The organism is Paenibacillus sp. 7541 (assembly GCF_002276395.1).
Taxonomy (GTDB): domain Bacteria; phylum Bacillota; class Bacilli; order Paenibacillales; family Paenibacillaceae; genus Paenibacillus_AQ; species Paenibacillus_AQ campinasensis.
Map to the genome: position 1 here is coordinate 14416 of NZ_NQLZ01000030.1, position 16700 is coordinate 31115.

The window sequence follows — 16700 nt, forward strand, 5'->3', positions numbered from 1 at the left end:
GGGAATATGAAGGACATTGTATATATACTGTATGTCGTTATCCTAGGCGGCATCGCGGTGTTCACGGGGGAGATTGTCACGTTTGTTATGCTGGGCGTCATTCTGATTGCTCTGCATAATATACTGAAGGTTCAACAAGAAATTTCAAGGAAGCTGGATCGTCTGAATCAGCGAGAGAGGGAATAGCTCCCGAGCCCGATCGACGCATTAGAGGGATATCGTCCGATAAATTGTACACCGTCGTCCAGTGACGAACAACGCCCCAATCCTTTCTGCCTGAGCAGGAGTGATCGGGGCGTTGTTTAGTATAGAGCAACGTATGGGATTATACAGCCAGTGTGAATGAACCGCATCCCATCCTCAAGGCAGTCTCTCGAATCTATTCTCTTGGGCATCAATTAACGCTAATTTGTAATTCAGCTTCTCCAGCGCTTTCATGAGCCTGCTGATTTGATCCTCCACTTTGTTCTTCTGGCTGAGGAGCATCATTTTTCTTAGAGGCAGTGTCCGATTTCCGCTTTTGTACAGCTCGGCATACTCTTTGATCTCGGCCAGAGGCAGTCCTGTCGAACGAAGGGCTTGAACCATCTCAACACAATCGACGTAGTGGTCGCTGAATTTGCGAACGCCGTTAGCGTCCCGGTCAACAGCGGGCAGTACGCCTTCTTTCTCATAGAAACGGAGTGTATACGGGGAAATGCCGGTTCTTTCCACAACTTCCTTCATCGTAAAAGCCATAAGCTATCGTCACCGCCTTTGTGTGCTTAGAGGTACTCTAATCTTATTGTACAGTCCGCGCTTGCTTTCCGTCCAATCTCCTCCCGCCGTTACAGGCATCAGGGTATGCATTTGACTTCGAGCAACTGTAACCCGGTAAGCTTAGAGAGAAATCTGAACTGAGGAAGAGGAGGGTTTACCCGTGACCAAAACAGTATTGATTACAGGCAGCTCCACCGGGCTTGGTTATACGGCAGCACAGAAATTTGCCCGAGAAGGATGGAATGTCATTGCGACCATGCGCAAGCCGGATCAAAGGCTGGCGGAGATCTACCCGGAGCGGATTGCCGTCTACGAGCTGGATGTGACGAAGCCGGCGACGATTAAAGCTGCGATCCAGGCAGGTGTGGAGAGGTTCGGCCGGATTGATGCGGTCGTGAATAACGCCGGTGTCAGTGTCCTGTCGATATTCGAAGCAACACCGATGGAGGTGGTGCGCAGCGTTTACGATACGAATGTCTTCGGCGTCATGAATGTCATCCAGGCGATTACGCCCTATTTTCGTGAACAAGGGGGTGGAACGATCGTTAACGTCACCTCGAATGTCGGCTTCACATCCAATCCGCTGTTGTCGATTTATGTGTCTACCAAGCATGCGGTTGAAGGGCTGACTGAATCTCTGTCCTACGAACTGGAATCGCAAAATATCAAGATTAAGCTTGTGGAGCCGGGCGCGATGCGCACGACAAACTTTGCTGCGAATACGATGGCTGCGACCGAAGGTGTGTCGGTCCCGCCCGCGTATAAGCCTTATTATGATTATATGATGAATACGATGATGAACTATCCGTTTGATAATGCGGACGAGAACCAGGTTGCGGATCAGGTGTATGCCGCTGCCTGTGATCCGTCCATTCGGCTGCGCTACCTTGCAGGGCCGGACGCGGAGGAAACGGCGAGACTGAGGTGGACCCGCTCGGAAGAAGAGTATATGGCGACGATGCGTGATTTGCTGGGACAAACGGCTTGGCGCAACAGCCGGCCTGATGTTGAACAATGATGTGCAACTCTCTATGACAAAGGTGGCTTGGAACATGGAAGACAGACTGCATCCTGAACTGAAGTCGATGTTTGCTGGTTTGCCGGAAGTTATCTACACGAGGGGGAACCTGGAGGAGAAAAGAATGGAGATGCAGCAATTTGCTGCGGCCATGGCGGCGACGCTGCCTGTGCATGAGGGGGTTCTGACCTCGGAACGGTATATTCCATGCGTGGCGGACGGTCCGGACGTCCGGATCAAAATTTACGAGCCGCGAGAGAAGAAGGGCGCGCTTCCGGGCCTTCTCTATATTCATGGCGGCGGATATATCCTCGGATCCGCTGATATGATGGATCCCGCTATGAAGCAGATGGTATCCGAGCTCGAATGCATCATCGTGTCAGTAGATTATCGGCTAGCGCCTGAGCATCCGTATCCGGCACCGCTGGAGGATTGCTATGCCGCGCTGAAGTGGTTCGCGGACCATGCCGAACAACTGGGAGGTGACAACTCCCGAATTGCTGTGATGGGCCCGAGCGCCGGCGGCGGATTGACCGCTGCGCTCTCCCTCCTGGCCAGAGATCGGCAGGGGCCTGCGATCATGTTCCAGATGCCTCTATATCCGATGATCGATGATCGGATGGTTACCCCGTCCAGCCAGACGATCACGGACGACCGGGTATGGAGCAAGGCCAAGACAGAACTGGCCTGGTCGTTGTATTTAGGGGAACGCGAAGACGGAGCGATCTCTCCCTATGCGGCCCCGGCTCGCGCAACCGACTTGTCCGGTCTTCCTCCAACGTATATCTGCGTTGGCGATCTGGACCCGTTTCGCGACGAAACGATCGAGTATGTGACCAGGTTGGCCGAGGCAGGAGTGCCTACGGAATTCCATCTCTACCCGGGGTGTTTTCATGGCTTCGAGGAGTATGTTCCCGGCGCCGAGATCAGTCAGCGTGCTGTGAATGAATACAAGACAGCATTGAAGCAAGCCTTGCATAAGTAACGATGCATGTGCATCCGCATGCGCCGGCATGATATAAGGATACGGGGAAGAAGCTGTGCACCATCCCGATCAGGTTAGCCAACAGCGGATTTGGGATATATACAACAATGTCGCGGTCAGCGCAATGCTGACCGCGACATTGTTTAATGTTTCGGGCGAATCCTTACTATAATGGGGCTCCGGTCTGCTCCTGGCGATAAGGCGGCTTGCCATTGCTGCCGGGGCTCTTCTTCTTCCTTCCCTGCGCGCCGATCAGCAGTGAACCGAACGGCAGCAGGCTGGCCAATTTGGCGATGCCAATCGAGCCTGCGGCAACGATCAGGAAGGTGATGAGGGTCGCGATCAGATGCGAGCCCTCCAGCTGCATCGGCCGGGTGACCCCGGAGACCAGCATCAGCACAAACGCATGGGCGAGGAATCCGCCGAATGAATGGCGGCCGACGAACAGCATGAACCGCTTCATCATCCCGCCATGCCGGTCGATGATGACGGCCAGGCCATAGACAGCCATCAACTGGGCGACAATGAGCAGGAAGATGGTCGGCCGCAGGTAAGTAGAGGCCCCCAGCATCATGCTCGTTGTCGATATCCCCAGCAGCTCATATCCCGCCCAGATGTACAGGAGAATGAACGCCAGTCCGCTTGCCAGCAGACTGCTGACGGCAACCCGGCGAAACCGGTCCAGTCCGTACGCGCACACCGCTCCGAGCAGAAAATAGAAGAAATAGAACACAAACCATTTGGACCGATGGACCATCAGCCATTCCCAGAAACCCCCGATGGCGGCAGCGCTGGCGCCGGCCCGGTAATAGGAAAACCAGGTCAGTGCCCCGTATACGATAGCCGCACCTGCCACCAGCATAAGAGTGCGCCGGAATGCCTGCTCAGGCTCCCGCTGAATGAAGCTGTGCACAGGCTTGGCCAGTCTCAGCAGCAGCGGCAGCAGCAGGTAAAACTGGAAGATCATCAGGATGAACCACAGATGATAGCCATAGCTTGGCTCTACCAGCTGACGGACAAGCGTGGTCCACGTGCCGGCTGCGGTGAACGAATGGCCGGATATGATGCTGACGGACACCCAATAAATGACGGTCCACGTCAGGAACGGTACCAGAATATCGGTTGCCCGCTTCCGCACGTACGTTAGATAATTCAGCTTCTCCGCGTAGTTATAGAACAGGATCAGCCCGGACAGAAACACGAAGGTCGGCGTGCCAAACCGGGTGAAGTGAAACAGCATGCCCAGCATGACCGCATCCGGCTGCGCGATGTCCGGTCTATATATATATTCTGCAATGCAATGCTGCATTGTGATCGCCATGAAAGCCATTGCCCGCAGCAAGGTCACTTCCTCAATGCGCTCTTTTCTCATCGTCTCCCCCTCCGTTCTCTCTATTTACAAATCTGTGAGATGATGTCATGTTCGTTCGAGCCATTATAACAAAAAAACTGCGAAAAAGGCACACCTCATCCAGTTCCATATTCATCCCCCTGTTCTTCAAAGCAAGGCGCTCGAAAAATCACATTGACAATCGAGCAAGCCCGGCGATAATATATACTGAACGTTCGGTATAAATGAATGAATACACAAGAGATGAACCTGGGGGAGCGAGAGATGAAAGCATTGGCAACCAGAAACAACGGAGCGATTTTATTGCTCATGTTTAATATATTTATAGGATTTGTAGGTGTCGGTCTGGTCATTCCGATCATGCCAACCTATATGAATGTGCTGGGTATTTCCGGAACGATGGTCGGTTTTCTCGTGGCTGTATTTTCGTTAACTCAATTTCTGGTGGCCCCGTATGCGGGAAGCTGGTCAGATCGTTATGGGCGTAAATGGATCATCGTTGCCGGCCTGTTCATATTTGCGTTATCCGAACTGCTCTTCGGTCTGGCAACGAATGCGCTGCTGCTCTTTATCGCAAGAATGCTCGGCGGCGTATCCGTCGCCTTTATCATGCCTGCTGTCATGGCTTATGTAGTCGATATTACGACAGAGGAGGATCGCGGCATGGGCATGGGCTGGATCAATGCGGCGATCTCGACCGGTTTTATCATCGGGCCGGCCATCGGCGGCTTTCTTGCCGAGTATGGTCTGCGGGTGCCTTTCTTTGCAGCGGCGGGAGCTGCAGCCTTGTCCGGTCTCGTGTCTATGCTGATTCTGCCGGAATCGCTGGACAAGAGCACGCGACTTGCCGCACAGAACCGGGAGGAACAGAAGGAGTCCCAGCTCGTGCAGCTGATGGGGTCTTATCGTACGCCTTATTTTACCGGGCTGTTGATCATCCTGATCATTTCGCTCGGACTATCACAGTTTGAGACGGTGCTGGGACTTTTCGTAGATCATAAATACGGGTATACCCCTGGCCAAATTGCGTGGCTGATCGCGGTTGGCGCTATCGTTGGCGCGGTGATGCAGCTCACCCTGTTTGGGCGATTGATCCATTGGATCGGGGAGAAGAGGCTGACGGTATATTGCCTGTTATTGATGGCCATATTCATGGTAACCACGATTTTCTCCGCGCAATATTGGATGATGCTCGTATCCGTGACGATCGTTTTCCTGGCGGTCGACTTCGTACGTCCGGCCATCAGCACGTATTTTTCCAGGATAGCGGGGAATGAGCAAGGGCTTGTCGCCGGGCTGAATGCGTCCTATACCAGTCTGGGGAATATCGGCGGCCCGATTCTGGCAGGAGCCCTGTTCGATATCGAGATCAACTCTCCGTTCCTGCTCGGCAGTCTCATCGCCCTGGTGGGCTGGATGTTCAGCCTGCGCTGGATTCACAAACCGGTGGAGCGGCCAGCCGATACGGCAAGATAAGCGGGCTTGTTGATGTCGGGGCGCGCATGCGCCCCGGGCGGTTAATCCAGCGAAAAGCACGAAGGAGAGATAATGAAGGGAGCAAATTCGTGAATCGAAAAAAGGAGCAAGGGGAACAAACGAAGAAACAGGTAGCTGAAGCAGCCAAACATTTATTTGCCCAGAAGGGCTACAAGGGAACCTCCATCGAGGACATCGCAGCGGCCACGGGCAAGAGCAAAGGCAACATCTACTATCACTTCGGCAGCAAGGAAGGACTATTTCAATATCTGCTGGATGAATGGGACCGGGATTGGCTGGAGCAATGGAGAGAGAGGGAATCCACCTGGTTCACCATTACCGAGAAGCTCCAGGGTCTGGCTGAACATATTGTGAAGAATGACCTGAACCATCCGCTGACCAAAGCAATGGACGAGTTTCTCAGTAGCGAGTGGGACAACAGTGAAGTACAAGACAAGGTGACGGAGTTCTATACGGCGCAGATTACCTTCTATCAGGAAATTTTGCAGGCGGCCATGGCAGACGGGCAGATCCAGCAGCATGATGAGCGGATGCTCGCCGTCATTCTTGGTGCCCTGATGATGGGTCTTGGCGAGATGTCCCGGCGCACCCAGGTGAATGATACACTCGAGCTGTATCGCCAAGCGATGCATGTCTTTCTGCAAGGGACGCTGGACCCGGGGACCTGAACAGATCAGGGCGTAGGGATGGCCTACGCCTCGACCTGCATATGCGGACATCTTTTCTTCAATTCATCGATAAACCTCTCCGGTTCCTCCGGCGAAATCTTCACACTCCCAAACGCCGCTGTCGTATAGAAGATCTCAAGCCCCTCGCGCGCGGACATCACCCGATAACCGGTATAGATGGCTGTTGTCGGCGCAGCCTTAGTGATGCTCTGATAAGGAATTCGGCTTCGAAACGGACCTCCGCTCACAAGTAAATCCTCTTGACGAAATACATATTTAATGGACAAGGTGCACCACAACAGAAAGGCTGTTATCGCCCCGAATATACAGCCCAGAACGACAATGACCTCCAGTATATTGCCCACCTCAAGAAATAGCGGCCAGAAGGTTGCGAGCGCCAGGATGAGTATGATGATCATAAGAAATCTTTTATAAAACCGGTCTACTTTCGAACGATAAATCATCCCATGATCAGCCCCTTTAATAAGTGATATGGAAACAGCTTTGAAAGTCTATTATATCGCATTCTCCGCCGCCTTAGCGTCATTACTTAGGATAAGCCGTCATGGCATATAATGAATATCGGGCAATTATACCGAACGTTCGGCTGGAGGAATGTTGCAACTGTCATAGTCAAGGCCGGATATGTAAAGTATAGTAAGAACATCAGCGGCGGATTTCAAGTTCGATCTGCGGGCACGTTTATTTATGAGACGATCGGCTGGAGAGAGCGCTGGCGGATGTGCAGACATATCTGCCGAATATCCAAATTGTCGTAAATATTTAACAGCAAGCGTCAACAAATTTACATCACTGTAAACCTCTTGAGGCCGGAATTATGTTATCCTAGACATACTTAGCTGTGCGCCCGGATCAATGTGTGCGCATTCATATTCCAATTAGGGAGGGGATAATCCGTGAATATTGAAGTGCGTTTATGCCCGAAGGAACAGTCATTTATCATTCATAACTTGTATCCGCTGTACTTGCATGACATGTCTGAGATATGGGGAACCCGACCTAATCCGTACGGTATCTTTGATGAAGATGCCGGCGTAAGAACGCTGAGTGAGTTGAGCGAACGGCATGAGAACTGGTGGGAGCAGCCATCCGATCTCTTTCCATACCTGATCACAGTGGACGGCAGCGCAGCAGGATTCGCGCTTGTGACTGATGAGTCGGAGGCATCCTCCCCGAACACAAAGTATCATCTGAACGATTACTTTGTGCTGCGCGCTTATCGGCGGCAGGGTGTCGCTCAGAAGGCAGCGGTGCAATTATTCAACCAGCTTCAAGGCGGCTGGGAGCTTCAGACGAATTCGAGCGAGCGGAATATGACAAGCCAGATTTTCTGGCGGAGAACGCTGGATACGTATACCGGCGGGAAATACACCGAGGGCAAAGGCGTTCACCCGAAAAAAGGAGACATGGCGGTCTTCCGGTTCAGCAGCAACAGATAAACGCCCCGGTGACACGGAATCAGGCGGGGACTGCGTATAAGACGGTCTGGCGCCTCTTGACGGAAGCCGATAGTTGGGATAGACTAATAAAAATTTGAAATGCACTGATGAGGAAGCCGATATCGTTGGAGCTGGTTCAGAGAACTGCTGGCAGGTGCGAAGCAGTCAGCGGCGATAGAGATGGCCGTCGCCTCGGAGCAGGTGCGCTGAAGGTTACATAGGCTGTGTAGGCGCATCCGGAATCCCGCCGTTATGTATTGGGAAGCATCCGCTTAGGAGTCTTGCGAATGATGCAGGCTTCATGCGGTGTTGAGGCGCGCGCCGGGAACGGTGCGAAGTTGGGTGGTACCGCGGATTGAACTCCGTCCCTTGTGGGGCGGAGTTTTTTGGTGCAGCTGGAGGGTTATAGGCCAGATACTTATTAGGAACGAGTATCCTTTGGCATGATTCAATAAATAACTAGAACATGAAGGCATATAAGCCGATAGCACTGTTCTAAGAGGAGATGGATAACAATGGTTCATACAATTGCAATCGAGCCGACAACCAACAAGAAGCCGAAGCCTTCGGGCGAGCGCCTGGAGTTCGGGACGGTATTTACCGATCATATGTTCATGCTTGATTATGATGAGGGCAAGGGCTGGCATGACCCGCGCATCGTGCCGTATCAGCCGATTGAGCTGGATCCGGCGGCCAAGGTTTTCCATTATGGCCAGACGGTATTTGAAGGGCTGAAGGCCTATCTGACGGAGGATCAGCGAACGCTTCTGTTTCGTCCCAACAAAAATATCGAGCGTCTGAACCTGTCCAATCATCGTCTAAGCATCCCGGCGCTGGATGAAGAGCTGGTTATGCAGGCGATCTCGGAGCTCGTGCTGATTGACCGCGACTGGATTCCTTCCGAGCCGGGAACATCGCTGTATATTCGTCCGTTCGTGTTTGCAACCGAACCGCTGCTGGGGGTTGCCCCATCGCGTCAGTATAAGTTCATGATCATTCTGTCCGTCGTTGGCTCCTATTATCAAGAGGGCATTAACCCGGTCAGCATCTATGTGGAGCCGAATTATGTCCGGGCCGTAACCGGCGGCGTGGGGCATGCCAAGACGGCAGGAAACTACGCGGCCGGCTTGAAGGCACAGGAGGAAGCCCATGAGAAAGGGTATTCGCAGGTGCTGTGGCTGGACGGGGTTCATCGCAAATATATCGAAGAGGTCGGGAGCATGAACGTCTTCTTCAAGCTGGGGGATACCGTTGTGACCCCGGCGCTTAACGGAAGTATCCTGAACGGGGTGACGCGGAATTCGGTGCTGGAGCTGCTGCGCCACTGGAACATTCCGGTCGAGGAGCGGGCGCTGTCCATCGACGAAATTGCGGAAGCCCATCGCAGCGGCCAGCTGATTGAAGCGTTTGGCACCGGCACGGCAGCTGTAATCTCACCGATTGGCGCTTTGGAATGGCAGGGGAATAAGATGGTCATTCACGGGGGAACAACCGGCGAGCTGTCCAAGCGGGTGTATGATACGATTACGGGCATTCAGCGCGGAACGATGGAAGATCCGTTCGGCTGGACGGTGGAGCTATCCCGTTAATCGATCCGGCGCGCGGCGGCTGTGAGGATCGCACTGCGTCTGCTCGCGGTCAAGCGAGGTGATCCGGTGCCCCGGGCCGTTGTAACCAAGCGGGGAAAAGACAAAGGACCTTGCCGCTTATGGGAGATGGATTCCCGTGAGCGGACAAGGTCCTTGTTGTTATGCTCTTACGATCAGCGTGCAGAGGGGATAGAGCCCGGCGACTGACTGGAGCCGGAACTTGAGCTTGGGCTCGCGCTGGCGCGCAAGGCCTGGTGCCAGCATTCATATCTGTTCCAGGCGGCGCCGCGCTCGAGCAGGGACTTGCATGTATAGATCCCTTCCTCGATTGAATCGGCGTTGCCGCACAGGTGGAGCCGAACCGCCGCATTCAGCAGCACCTGATTGGTGAAGGCGATGTGCGCCTCGCCTTGCAGCACTTCCTCGGCGGTCTTCAGCTGCTCGGCTGCGGTCCAGTCCTTGTCGGGGGGAGTGGCCTCCAGGCCGAAGGTCTCCGGATCAATCATATGCATGTGCGATTCCCCGTCCTGGATCAGATGGACGCGGGTCGGCCGGTGGATGAACAGATCCTCTGATCCCTCTGTACCCTGCACGATGAGCGCTTTACGGTATTTGAGCGTCTCCATCAGCTGGCCCATCCGGTCGAACACGGTGCTGTGAAATACGCCGTACACGATATAATCAGCGTGACTGTAATCCAGCAGCTTCTCTGCGGTATTCAGAATCGTTCGCATGCCAAGCTCCTCCCGCAGAGGCCGGAGCGCTTGCAGCGGCGGACACCACTGCTCGGCATCGACCAGCAGCACGCCGCTCTGTTTGGCTGCCATCAGGGCATGGTCGGGCAGGACGCTTGCCGAGTCGATGCCCTTCTGTCGTAGCAGATCCATCAGGGTTACGCCCCATTTAGGAGGCAGAGAGGCCATCCCGTGCAGCGTTACAGGTACACCGGCCGCGGCAAGCAGAAACGCAGTGGCGAAGGTGGCGTAAAAAGATGATTTTCGCCCGTCATACGGACCCGCGCAGTCCAGGCCCGCATGAGCCGATGAGCGGTATGTCCGCTCCCGCAGCACGTGCACGAACGCCTCCAATTCCTCGGCACTCTCCATCTTCATGCGTTCCGCAACGAAGAACGCTCCGATCTGGGCGGGAGTTGCTGTTCCATCTATTATCGACTCGGCTGCGGCAAGAGCTTCGCTGTAATTCAGATCACGGGCGCCCCGCTTGCCTCTGCCGACCTCTTTCAATATATCGATCATCGTCATCATCAGGACCTCCGTTTCGTCAATCACGTTCTCTCCCGCCTCGGACAAGGAAGCGGCCGATCGGTGGATCTCTTGGCCTGTTGGCCTCGCTGGGCAGGGAGTCTTGTCACATAGGACGTCACGCCTTCAGCTGCTGATGAGCCTTAACTATGGAAGTCGCCACATCGACAATCCGCTTGCGCTCATTCATGGCTCTACGCCGCAGCAGATCATAGGCCTCCGCCTCGGATATCCGGTTAATGTCGCATAGAATGCCTTTGGCCATGTCAATCCATTTTCGCTCTTCAAGCTGGGCTCGCAGCTGCCGTCTTTCCGTATCCCACTGCTGCCGGTCGAAGAATTGCTTCGCTCCAATATGCAGCGCCCAGTGAAGCTCGGCGGGGCTCATGGTTGGCGTCATAATGCCATCGATCGGAACATCGTCCTCGCATGCGGCTGCTGATGCCGTTGCGGCGTACGGGCTGCACCACCACAGCAGCGGCATGGACTTCCACTCATTCAATGTCCTGTGCCAGGTGTTAAGCCTAGCCATAGGCAGATGGACGACTGCGGCATCGATGTCGTGAATACAGCGGGGGACATCCGCTGCGGAACAGGCGGTATATACTTGGTATCCACACTCGTTCAGGCTCTCCTCGGCCACCGCAGTGGATTCGATCGAGGTCTGTTCCTGCCCGGCGGCAGCGGAGCCCTGTTCATGAATAAGGAGTAAGCAGCGCATCGAAAGAAATCCCCCCTCATTGAGAAGCTGATTATCATCAGTTGCAATCGTACATGTCAATTAATATAACATATAAATCAAGGCTTGTTTCACGGGACGTTTAAGTTTCAATCCCAGTGTACTCCAGATGATAACTTATTTTCATTTTTTCATAAAGAGGGTAATTTCCCTGCGGCATCAAGAAAAACGATGGTTCCATCGCAGTTTTCAGTTCGGTCGATTAGGAAAAACGCTGCGGCTGTAGCGAATTTCCAATCCCGGGTGATAGGTAATAAAAGATTACGCAAAGATAGAAAAAATTTTTTTATCTCGAAAATTATGTAATGTATATTGACATGAAAACCGGCGTCTTATATAGTTAAGAGCAATAAAACCATAAAAACATTGTTCACGGATACAACGGTGTGTCCGGGTAGAAGCGGCAACGAAGCCTGCCTTCGCCAGATCAGAAGAGAGATGATGGGTCTTTTTTCTTGGCGAATGCAGGCTTTTTCTGTTGTTTTTCACCCCTGAACATAGCCGAAAAGGAGAGAACCTGCGATGAACGAACCTAAGAAGTTAGTGCTGGTTGGCAACGGGATGGCGGGCGTAAGAACGATTGAGCATGTGCTGAAGCTGTCGCCCGGAGCGTATGAGATGACGGTATTTGGCGCGGAACCTTATCCGAATTATAACCGGATTATGCTCTCCAAGGTTCTGGCGGGCGGCACGGATATGAAGGAGATCATAATCAATGATCTGGATTGGTACGAATCGAACGGCATTCAGTTATATAAAGGAGATGCCGCTGTCCGGATTGATACGGACAACCGCAAGGTCATCTCTGAATCCGGTGTCGAGGCCTCGTATGATGCGCTCATTATCGCAACGGGCTCGAATCCGTTCATCCTTCCCATCCCGGGCGCCCGGAAGGAAGGCGTGATTGGTTTTCGGGACATCCATGACTGCAACAAAATGATCGAGGCGGCAAAGTCATACAAGAAGGCGGCGGTCATCGGCGGCGGATTGCTCGGACTGGAGGCGGCGCGGGGCCTGCTGAACTTGGGCATGGACGTCACGGTGGTCCATCTTGGCAAGCACTTGATGGATCGCCAGCTGGATGCCCCGGCTTCCGAAATGCTGCGCCGCGAGCTGGAAGAACAAGGCATGAACTTCCTGATGGAGAAGCAGACGGCTGCGATTATCGGCAGGCGCCGGGCGGAGGGGCTGGAGTTCGCGGACGGGAGCAGGCTGGAGGCCGATCTGGTGGTGATGGCCGTTGGCATTCTGCCGAATGTGGAATTGGCTAAATCGGCCGGGCTTCAGGTCAACCGTGGCATTATCGTGGATGATTACCTGCAGACAAGCGCTCCGGGCGTGTATGCGGTCGGGGAGTGTGCAGAGCATCGGGGGATTGCCTACGGGCTAGTCGCGCCGCTGTATGAGCAAGGGGCTGTGCTGGCCAAACGCCTGGCCGGCGTGGACACAGACGGGTACGCGGGCTCGGTCACTTCGACCAAGCTCAAGGTATCGGGTGTGGATGTGTTCTCTGCCGGGATGTTCAATGATGCGGAGGGCACCCGCTCGCTGCGGTATCAGGATGACATTGACGGTGTATATAAAAAGATCGTGCTCAAGGACGACAGGCTGATCGGCGCCGTCTTGTTCGGGGATACGTCAGACGGTGCATCCTTATTCTCCCTGATCAAGAGCGGCGAATCTGTTGCGGGACGGGAGAAGGAGCTGCTGCTCGGCTACCAGACCGGGCAGTCCTCGCTGTCGCCGCTCGCCCGGCTTGAGTCCTGCTCGGAGGATGAGATTATATGCGGCTGCAACGGTGTGACGAAAGGGCGCATCGTCGAGGCGATTGCCGACGGCAATCACACGGTAGGAAAGATCAAGGGCTGCACGAAGGCGTCGGCCTCCTGCGGCGGCTGCAGACCGGAGGTGGAAGGGCTGCTTCAGCTCTACGGCGGGGATATGGCCGGTGAGCCGGTCAAGGAGGGCATCTGCGGCTGCACGTCACTGAGCCGGGATGAGATTGTATCCAGCATAAAGGAGCTTCGCCTGCTCAGTGTCAAGGAGACGATGAACGTTCTGGGCTGGAGCGAGCCCGAAGGCTGCTCGAAATGCCGCCCTGCGCTCAACTACTATTTGGGCATGCTGTGGCCAGCAGAGTACGCCGACGAGAAGGAGTCGCGGTTCACGAACGAACGGTACCACGCCAATATTCAGAAGGATGGGACGTATTCGGTTGTGCCGCGGGTGTACGGGGGCGTAACCTCACCGGCTGATCTGAAGAAGATCGCGGCGGTAGCGGAGAAATACAATGTGCCGATGGTGAAGTTCACAGGCGGACAGCGGCTGGACCTGCTCGGGGTGAAGAAGGAGGACCTGCCGAAGATTTGGGAGGAGCTCGACATGCCGTCAGGCCACGCCTATGGCAAGACCCTTCGGACCGTGAAGACCTGCGTGGGCTCGACCTTCTGCCGATTCGGCACGCAGGACTCCATCGGGATGGGCATTGAGCTGGAGAAAGCATTCGAGCGTCTCAACACCCCTGCGAAGGTGAAGCTGGCGGTATCGGGCTGTCCGCGCAACTGTGCGGAAGCCACGATTAAAGATCTCGGTGTGGTTGCGATTGACGGCGGCTGGGAAATCTACGTCGGCGGCAATGGCGGGGTCAAGGTCCGGGCAGCGGACTTGCTCTGCACGGTGAAGACCGAGGAAGAAGTGATGGAATGGACCGGAGCCTACCTGCAGTACTACCGCGAGACGGCCAACTGGAATGAGCGGACTTCGGTCTGGCTTGAACGGGTGGGGCTTGATGCCATCAAGGCGGCTCTCGAGAAGCAGGAAGACCGTCAAGCGCTCGTATCCCGGATCGAGGAGACGCTGAGCCGGACAACCGATCCGTGGAAAGAAATCATCGAGAATCCGGAACTGCGCAAGAACTTCATGCCGCTGGCTGAAGCCGGAGCGGGTGCCGGTGAAACCTTGGGAGGTAGAAGGTCATGAGCAAAATATTTGTTGCGAATCTGGAGGATATCGATCCCAAAGGCGCGCGCACGCTTCGTATCGAGGATACAGAAATTGCGTTATTCAAGCTCAGTGACGGCAGCGTAAAAGCGGTGGAGAACCGGTGCCCGCATAAAGGCGGCAAGCTGTCTGAGGGCATGGTATGCGGAACGGCGGTGCACTGCCCGCTGCACGATTGGAAGATCGACCTGGCCAGCGGGCGCGTGTACGAGCCGGACGACGGATGCATTACGACCTTCCGGACGGAGATTGACGGCACAAGCGGTTCGGTCTATATCGTCCTCTAGACCGGATGCAGGTGCCGCGCGCGTGCGCTTAACAGAACGGTCTGAAGCTTCATGAATGACAATTACAGGAGGTGCACCATATGCGGACAGCAGGCAGGGTCAGTATCGTTGGAGCGGGACCGGGGGATCCGGAATTCATCACTGTGAAGGCGCTGAAACGTATACAGGAGGCCGACGTGATCTTGTACGACCGGCTGGTCAATGAAGAGCTGCTGTCCTATGCGCCGCCAGAGGCGATCCGCATATACTGCGGCAAAGCCCCGGGGGAGCATGCGGTGCCCCAGGAGGGGATCAACAAGCTGCTCATCCGCTATGGGCTGCAGGGCAAGCGGGTGGTCCGGCTCAAGGGCGGCGATCCCTTCGTGTTCGGCCGTGGCGGGGAAGAGGTGCTGGCGCTTGCCGCCTACGGCATTCCGCATGAGGTCATCCCCGGAATTACATCCGCCATCGGCTCGGCGGCTTCGGCGGGCATTCCGCTAACCCACCGCGGTGTGGCGGCATCCTTCGCCTGTGTGACAGGCAGCCGCTGTCACGGTGATGGTACGCCGGTCCGGTGGGATCTGCTGGCGCACAGTGTGGATACGCTTGTGATCTATATGGGCGTCAAGCAGATACCGTTCATCCGGGAGCAGCTGCTGCTTCATGGCAAGCCTGGTGCGACCCCGGTTGCCTTCATTGAGCAGGGAACGACCCACCTGCAGCGGAGCTTCCTGTGTACCGTGGAGGATATGCAGGAAGTGGCTGCGCAGGTGAAGCTGGGCAATCCGGCGCTGATCGTAGTCGGTGAGGTAGCCCATATTCCGGAGCAGGTCGCAGCGCTGCAGAGCGCTGCGTCCATGCGAATTGGTTAATGGCGGGGGACGCTCGCCGAATCTTAGGTTAAGTCAAATTCTCAAGGCTGTTCAGAGGCAGGTCATGCGGCGGGGCATGGCCTGCTTTTTGTTGCAGGCCTGCTTCCCGGCAGAGGTGCTATCGCGCCTGGTAAATTGCATTTATTATCCGTGGCGGTTCTTGAAGTCGCGTGGTAGGATGGGGGTAATTGAATGGTTTCGTGAATATTCATAATCCAGGAGGTGCCGGCAATGGACCGCCCGCAAAGCATTTTGCCTGACCAGATTGCATTTACCCATGCTGCATTTCCGTTCACAGCCTCCACCACGAGAGGGATCTTCATCGGGGCTCAGCGCCTTCACTGGCATCATGCGCTGGAGCTCAATTATATCCGCAGCGGCACGGGCTATATTGTGATCAATGGGATGAGGCTGTCGTTCAAACAGGGCGACCTTATTCTGATCAACAGCAATGATCTTCACCGGGCCTACGAAACGGACAACCTGGTGATGGACGTGATGATGTTCGAGCCTTCGCTGCTTGCTATCGATTTGAAATATGATCCGGATCTGCTGCTGCCGTTTCGTGCTTTGGGAACGCGTTTCCCGCATGTCGTGAATGCCGACTCGCCGATATATGACGAGCTGGTGCTGCTGTTCAGCCGGATGATGGAGGAGAACCGCATCAAGGGGACGTCCTTTATGAGCCTGATTCGTTCGGATCTGATCCGCTTCTTGAGCCTGGCGAATCGCCATCTCACGGCACCGGCTCAGGAGAAGCAGCGAGTTCCGGTTCCTGTTCGCGGAATGCATGCGCTCAAGGAGGTGCTGCGGACGATGGAGCTACATTTTGCCTACGGGTGGACGCTGCGCGAGCTGGCCGATCTGACGCATCTTAGCCCATCCCGCTTCAGCGCGCTGTTCCAGCAGGTAGTCGGAACGTCGCCGCATCATTATTTGATCCAGCTTCGGCTGACTCATGCCGTTCATCTGCTGGAGACAACGGATCATAAAATTATCGAGATCGCTGAAAGCTGCGGTTTTCGCAATCTGTCCAATTTCAACCGGCTGTTCAAGCTGCATATCGGGGCTTCGCCGAGCGAGGTTCGTGAACGCGCTTATACGGGGGCAGGGGGTTATCCCGGTCCCCAATTGTCTCCACCTGATAAACAGTAAGATTGTATCACTCCCCGGTGGTATAGCGGTAGAAGGAACCGCCCTGCAAGCGGTATGGTAAACGTATACCACCACATGA

The 16700-nt window shown here is 54.9% G+C and carries 16 protein-coding genes; 11 read left to right on the forward strand and 5 right to left on the reverse strand.

The features are described from left to right. Window positions 1-6 precede the first annotated feature (6 nt). Window positions 7-186: a hypothetical protein gene (locus CHH75_RS18205; protein WP_095265076.1), complete on the forward strand. Its 180-nt coding sequence runs from the start codon at window positions 7-9 to the stop codon at window positions 184-186. A gap of 174 nt (window positions 187-360) precedes the next feature. On the opposite strand, the gene CHH75_RS18210 is transcribed toward CHH75_RS18205, so the two are convergent. Continuing rightward, window positions 361-738 carry a MerR family transcriptional regulator gene (locus CHH75_RS18210; RefSeq protein ID WP_095265075.1) on the reverse strand — a complete coding sequence of 126 codons (378 nt, stop codon included), beginning with the start codon at window positions 736-738 and terminating at the stop codon, window positions 361-363. A gap of 181 nt (window positions 739-919) precedes the next feature. On the opposite strand from CHH75_RS18210, the gene CHH75_RS18215 reads away from it, so the two are divergent. Further along, window positions 920-1777, forward strand: coding sequence for an SDR family oxidoreductase (locus CHH75_RS18215; protein WP_095265074.1), 858 nt, complete (start codon window positions 920-922; stop codon window positions 1775-1777). A gap of 34 nt (window positions 1778-1811) precedes the next feature. Next, window positions 1812-2762 (forward strand): alpha/beta hydrolase, encoded by a 951-nt coding sequence (locus CHH75_RS18220; protein ID WP_095398855.1) that lies wholly within the window; start codon window positions 1812-1814, stop codon window positions 2760-2762. A 166-nt stretch (window positions 2763-2928) separates the two neighbouring features. On the opposite strand, the gene CHH75_RS18225 is transcribed toward CHH75_RS18220, so the two are convergent. Beyond that, on the reverse strand, window positions 2929-4134 hold the full coding sequence (locus CHH75_RS18225; RefSeq protein ID WP_095398856.1) for an acyltransferase: 1206 nt from the start codon (window positions 4132-4134) through the stop codon (window positions 2929-2931). A 243-nt stretch (window positions 4135-4377) separates the two neighbouring features. Between CHH75_RS18225 and CHH75_RS18230 the strand changes: the two genes are divergently transcribed. Continuing rightward, a complete protein-coding gene (locus CHH75_RS18230; RefSeq protein WP_095265071.1) occupies window positions 4378-5589 on the forward strand; it encodes an MFS transporter in 1212 nt (403 codons plus the stop codon). A gap of 89 nt (window positions 5590-5678) precedes the next feature. Next, entirely contained in the window at window positions 5679-6278 is a 600-nt protein-coding gene (locus CHH75_RS18235) for a TetR/AcrR family transcriptional regulator (protein WP_095398857.1), read from the forward strand. Window positions 6279-6301: 23 nt separating this feature from the next. On the opposite strand, the gene CHH75_RS18240 is transcribed toward CHH75_RS18235, so the two are convergent. Beyond that, complete coding sequence (locus tag CHH75_RS18240; protein ID WP_095398858.1) at window positions 6302-6742, reverse strand: PH domain-containing protein; 441 nt, start codon at window positions 6740-6742, stop codon at window positions 6302-6304. Between the two features lie 453 nt (window positions 6743-7195). Between CHH75_RS18240 and CHH75_RS18245 the strand changes: the two genes are divergently transcribed. Together CHH75_RS18245 and CHH75_RS18250 are read left to right on the forward strand one after the other, a co-directional pair. After that, entirely contained in the window at window positions 7196-7738 is a 543-nt protein-coding gene (locus CHH75_RS18245; protein ID WP_095398859.1) for a GNAT family N-acetyltransferase, read from the forward strand. Between the two features lie 515 nt (window positions 7739-8253). Then, the gene (locus CHH75_RS18250; protein WP_095265067.1) at window positions 8254-9327 is read left to right on the forward strand and encodes a branched-chain amino acid aminotransferase; all 1074 of its coding nucleotides are present in this window, start codon (window positions 8254-8256) and stop codon (window positions 9325-9327) included. A 173-nt stretch (window positions 9328-9500) separates the two neighbouring features. Here the strand turns inward: CHH75_RS18250 and CHH75_RS18255 are convergent, their stop codons facing one another. Together CHH75_RS18255 and CHH75_RS18260 are read right to left on the reverse strand one after the other, a co-directional pair. After that, entirely contained in the window at window positions 9501-10589 is a 1089-nt protein-coding gene (locus tag CHH75_RS18255) for an anthranilate phosphoribosyltransferase (protein WP_095398894.1), read from the reverse strand. Between the two features lie 118 nt (window positions 10590-10707). After that, window positions 10708-11310, reverse strand: coding sequence for an ANTAR domain-containing response regulator (locus CHH75_RS18260; protein ID WP_095398860.1), 603 nt, complete (start codon window positions 11308-11310; stop codon window positions 10708-10710). A 540-nt stretch (window positions 11311-11850) separates the two neighbouring features. Between CHH75_RS18260 and nirB the strand changes: the two genes are divergently transcribed. The 4 genes from nirB to CHH75_RS18280 all read left to right on the forward strand — a co-directional run bounded on the left by nirB (window position 11851) and on the right by CHH75_RS18280 (window position 16621). Beyond that, on the forward strand, window positions 11851-14307 hold the full coding sequence (gene nirB / locus CHH75_RS18265) for a nitrite reductase large subunit NirB (RefSeq protein ID WP_095265065.1): 2457 nt from the start codon (window positions 11851-11853) through the stop codon (window positions 14305-14307). Further along, on the forward strand, window positions 14304-14615 hold the full coding sequence (gene nirD / locus CHH75_RS18270; protein WP_095398861.1) for a nitrite reductase small subunit NirD: 312 nt from the start codon (window positions 14304-14306) through the stop codon (window positions 14613-14615). Before nirB ends, nirD begins: the two co-directional genes overlap by 4 nt. A gap of 80 nt (window positions 14616-14695) precedes the next feature. Then, window positions 14696-15466 carry a uroporphyrinogen-III C-methyltransferase gene (gene cobA / locus CHH75_RS18275; protein WP_095398862.1) on the forward strand — a complete coding sequence of 257 codons (771 nt, stop codon included), beginning with the start codon at window positions 14696-14698 and terminating at the stop codon, window positions 15464-15466. A gap of 231 nt (window positions 15467-15697) precedes the next feature. Then, window positions 15698-16621, forward strand: a complete 924-nt coding sequence (locus CHH75_RS18280) for an AraC family transcriptional regulator (protein ID WP_095265062.1) — start codon at window positions 15698-15700, stop codon at window positions 16619-16621. Window positions 16622-16700: the final 79 nt, after the last annotated feature.

Excerpts from the sequence above, each read along its gene's own strand:
- cobA (WP_095398862.1), top strand. The coding sequence starts at position 14,696 with ATGCGGACAGCAGGCAGGGTCAGTATCGTTGGAGCGGGACCGGGGGAT.
- CHH75_RS18225 (WP_095398856.1), bottom strand. The coding sequence starts at position 4,134 with ATGAGAAAAGAGCGCATTGAGGAAGTGACCTTGCTGCGGGCAATGGCT.
- nirB (WP_095265065.1), top strand. The coding sequence starts at position 11,851 with ATGAACGAACCTAAGAAGTTAGTGCTGGTTGGCAACGGGATGGCGGGC.
- CHH75_RS18280 (WP_095265062.1), top strand. The coding sequence starts at position 15,698 with ATGGACCGCCCGCAAAGCATTTTGCCTGACCAGATTGCATTTACCCAT.
- CHH75_RS18220 (WP_095398855.1), top strand. The coding sequence starts at position 1,812 with ATGGAAGACAGACTGCATCCTGAACTGAAGTCGATGTTTGCTGGTTTG.
- CHH75_RS18230 (WP_095265071.1), top strand. The coding sequence starts at position 4,378 with ATGAAAGCATTGGCAACCAGAAACAACGGAGCGATTTTATTGCTCATG.
- CHH75_RS18210 (WP_095265075.1), bottom strand. The coding sequence starts at position 738 with ATGGCTTTTACGATGAAGGAAGTTGTGGAAAGAACCGGCATTTCCCCG.
- CHH75_RS18255 (WP_095398894.1), bottom strand. The coding sequence starts at position 10,589 with ATGACGATGATCGATATATTGAAAGAGGTCGGCAGAGGCAAGCGGGGC.
- CHH75_RS18260 (WP_095398860.1), bottom strand. The coding sequence starts at position 11,310 with ATGCGCTGCTTACTCCTTATTCATGAACAGGGCTCCGCTGCCGCCGGG.
- CHH75_RS18240 (WP_095398858.1), bottom strand. The coding sequence starts at position 6,742 with ATGATTTATCGTTCGAAAGTAGACCGGTTTTATAAAAGATTTCTTATG.
- nirD (WP_095398861.1), top strand. The coding sequence starts at position 14,304 with ATGAGCAAAATATTTGTTGCGAATCTGGAGGATATCGATCCCAAAGGC.
- CHH75_RS18250 (WP_095265067.1), top strand. The coding sequence starts at position 8,254 with ATGGTTCATACAATTGCAATCGAGCCGACAACCAACAAGAAGCCGAAG.
- CHH75_RS18205 (WP_095265076.1), top strand. The coding sequence starts at position 7 with ATGAAGGACATTGTATATATACTGTATGTCGTTATCCTAGGCGGCATC.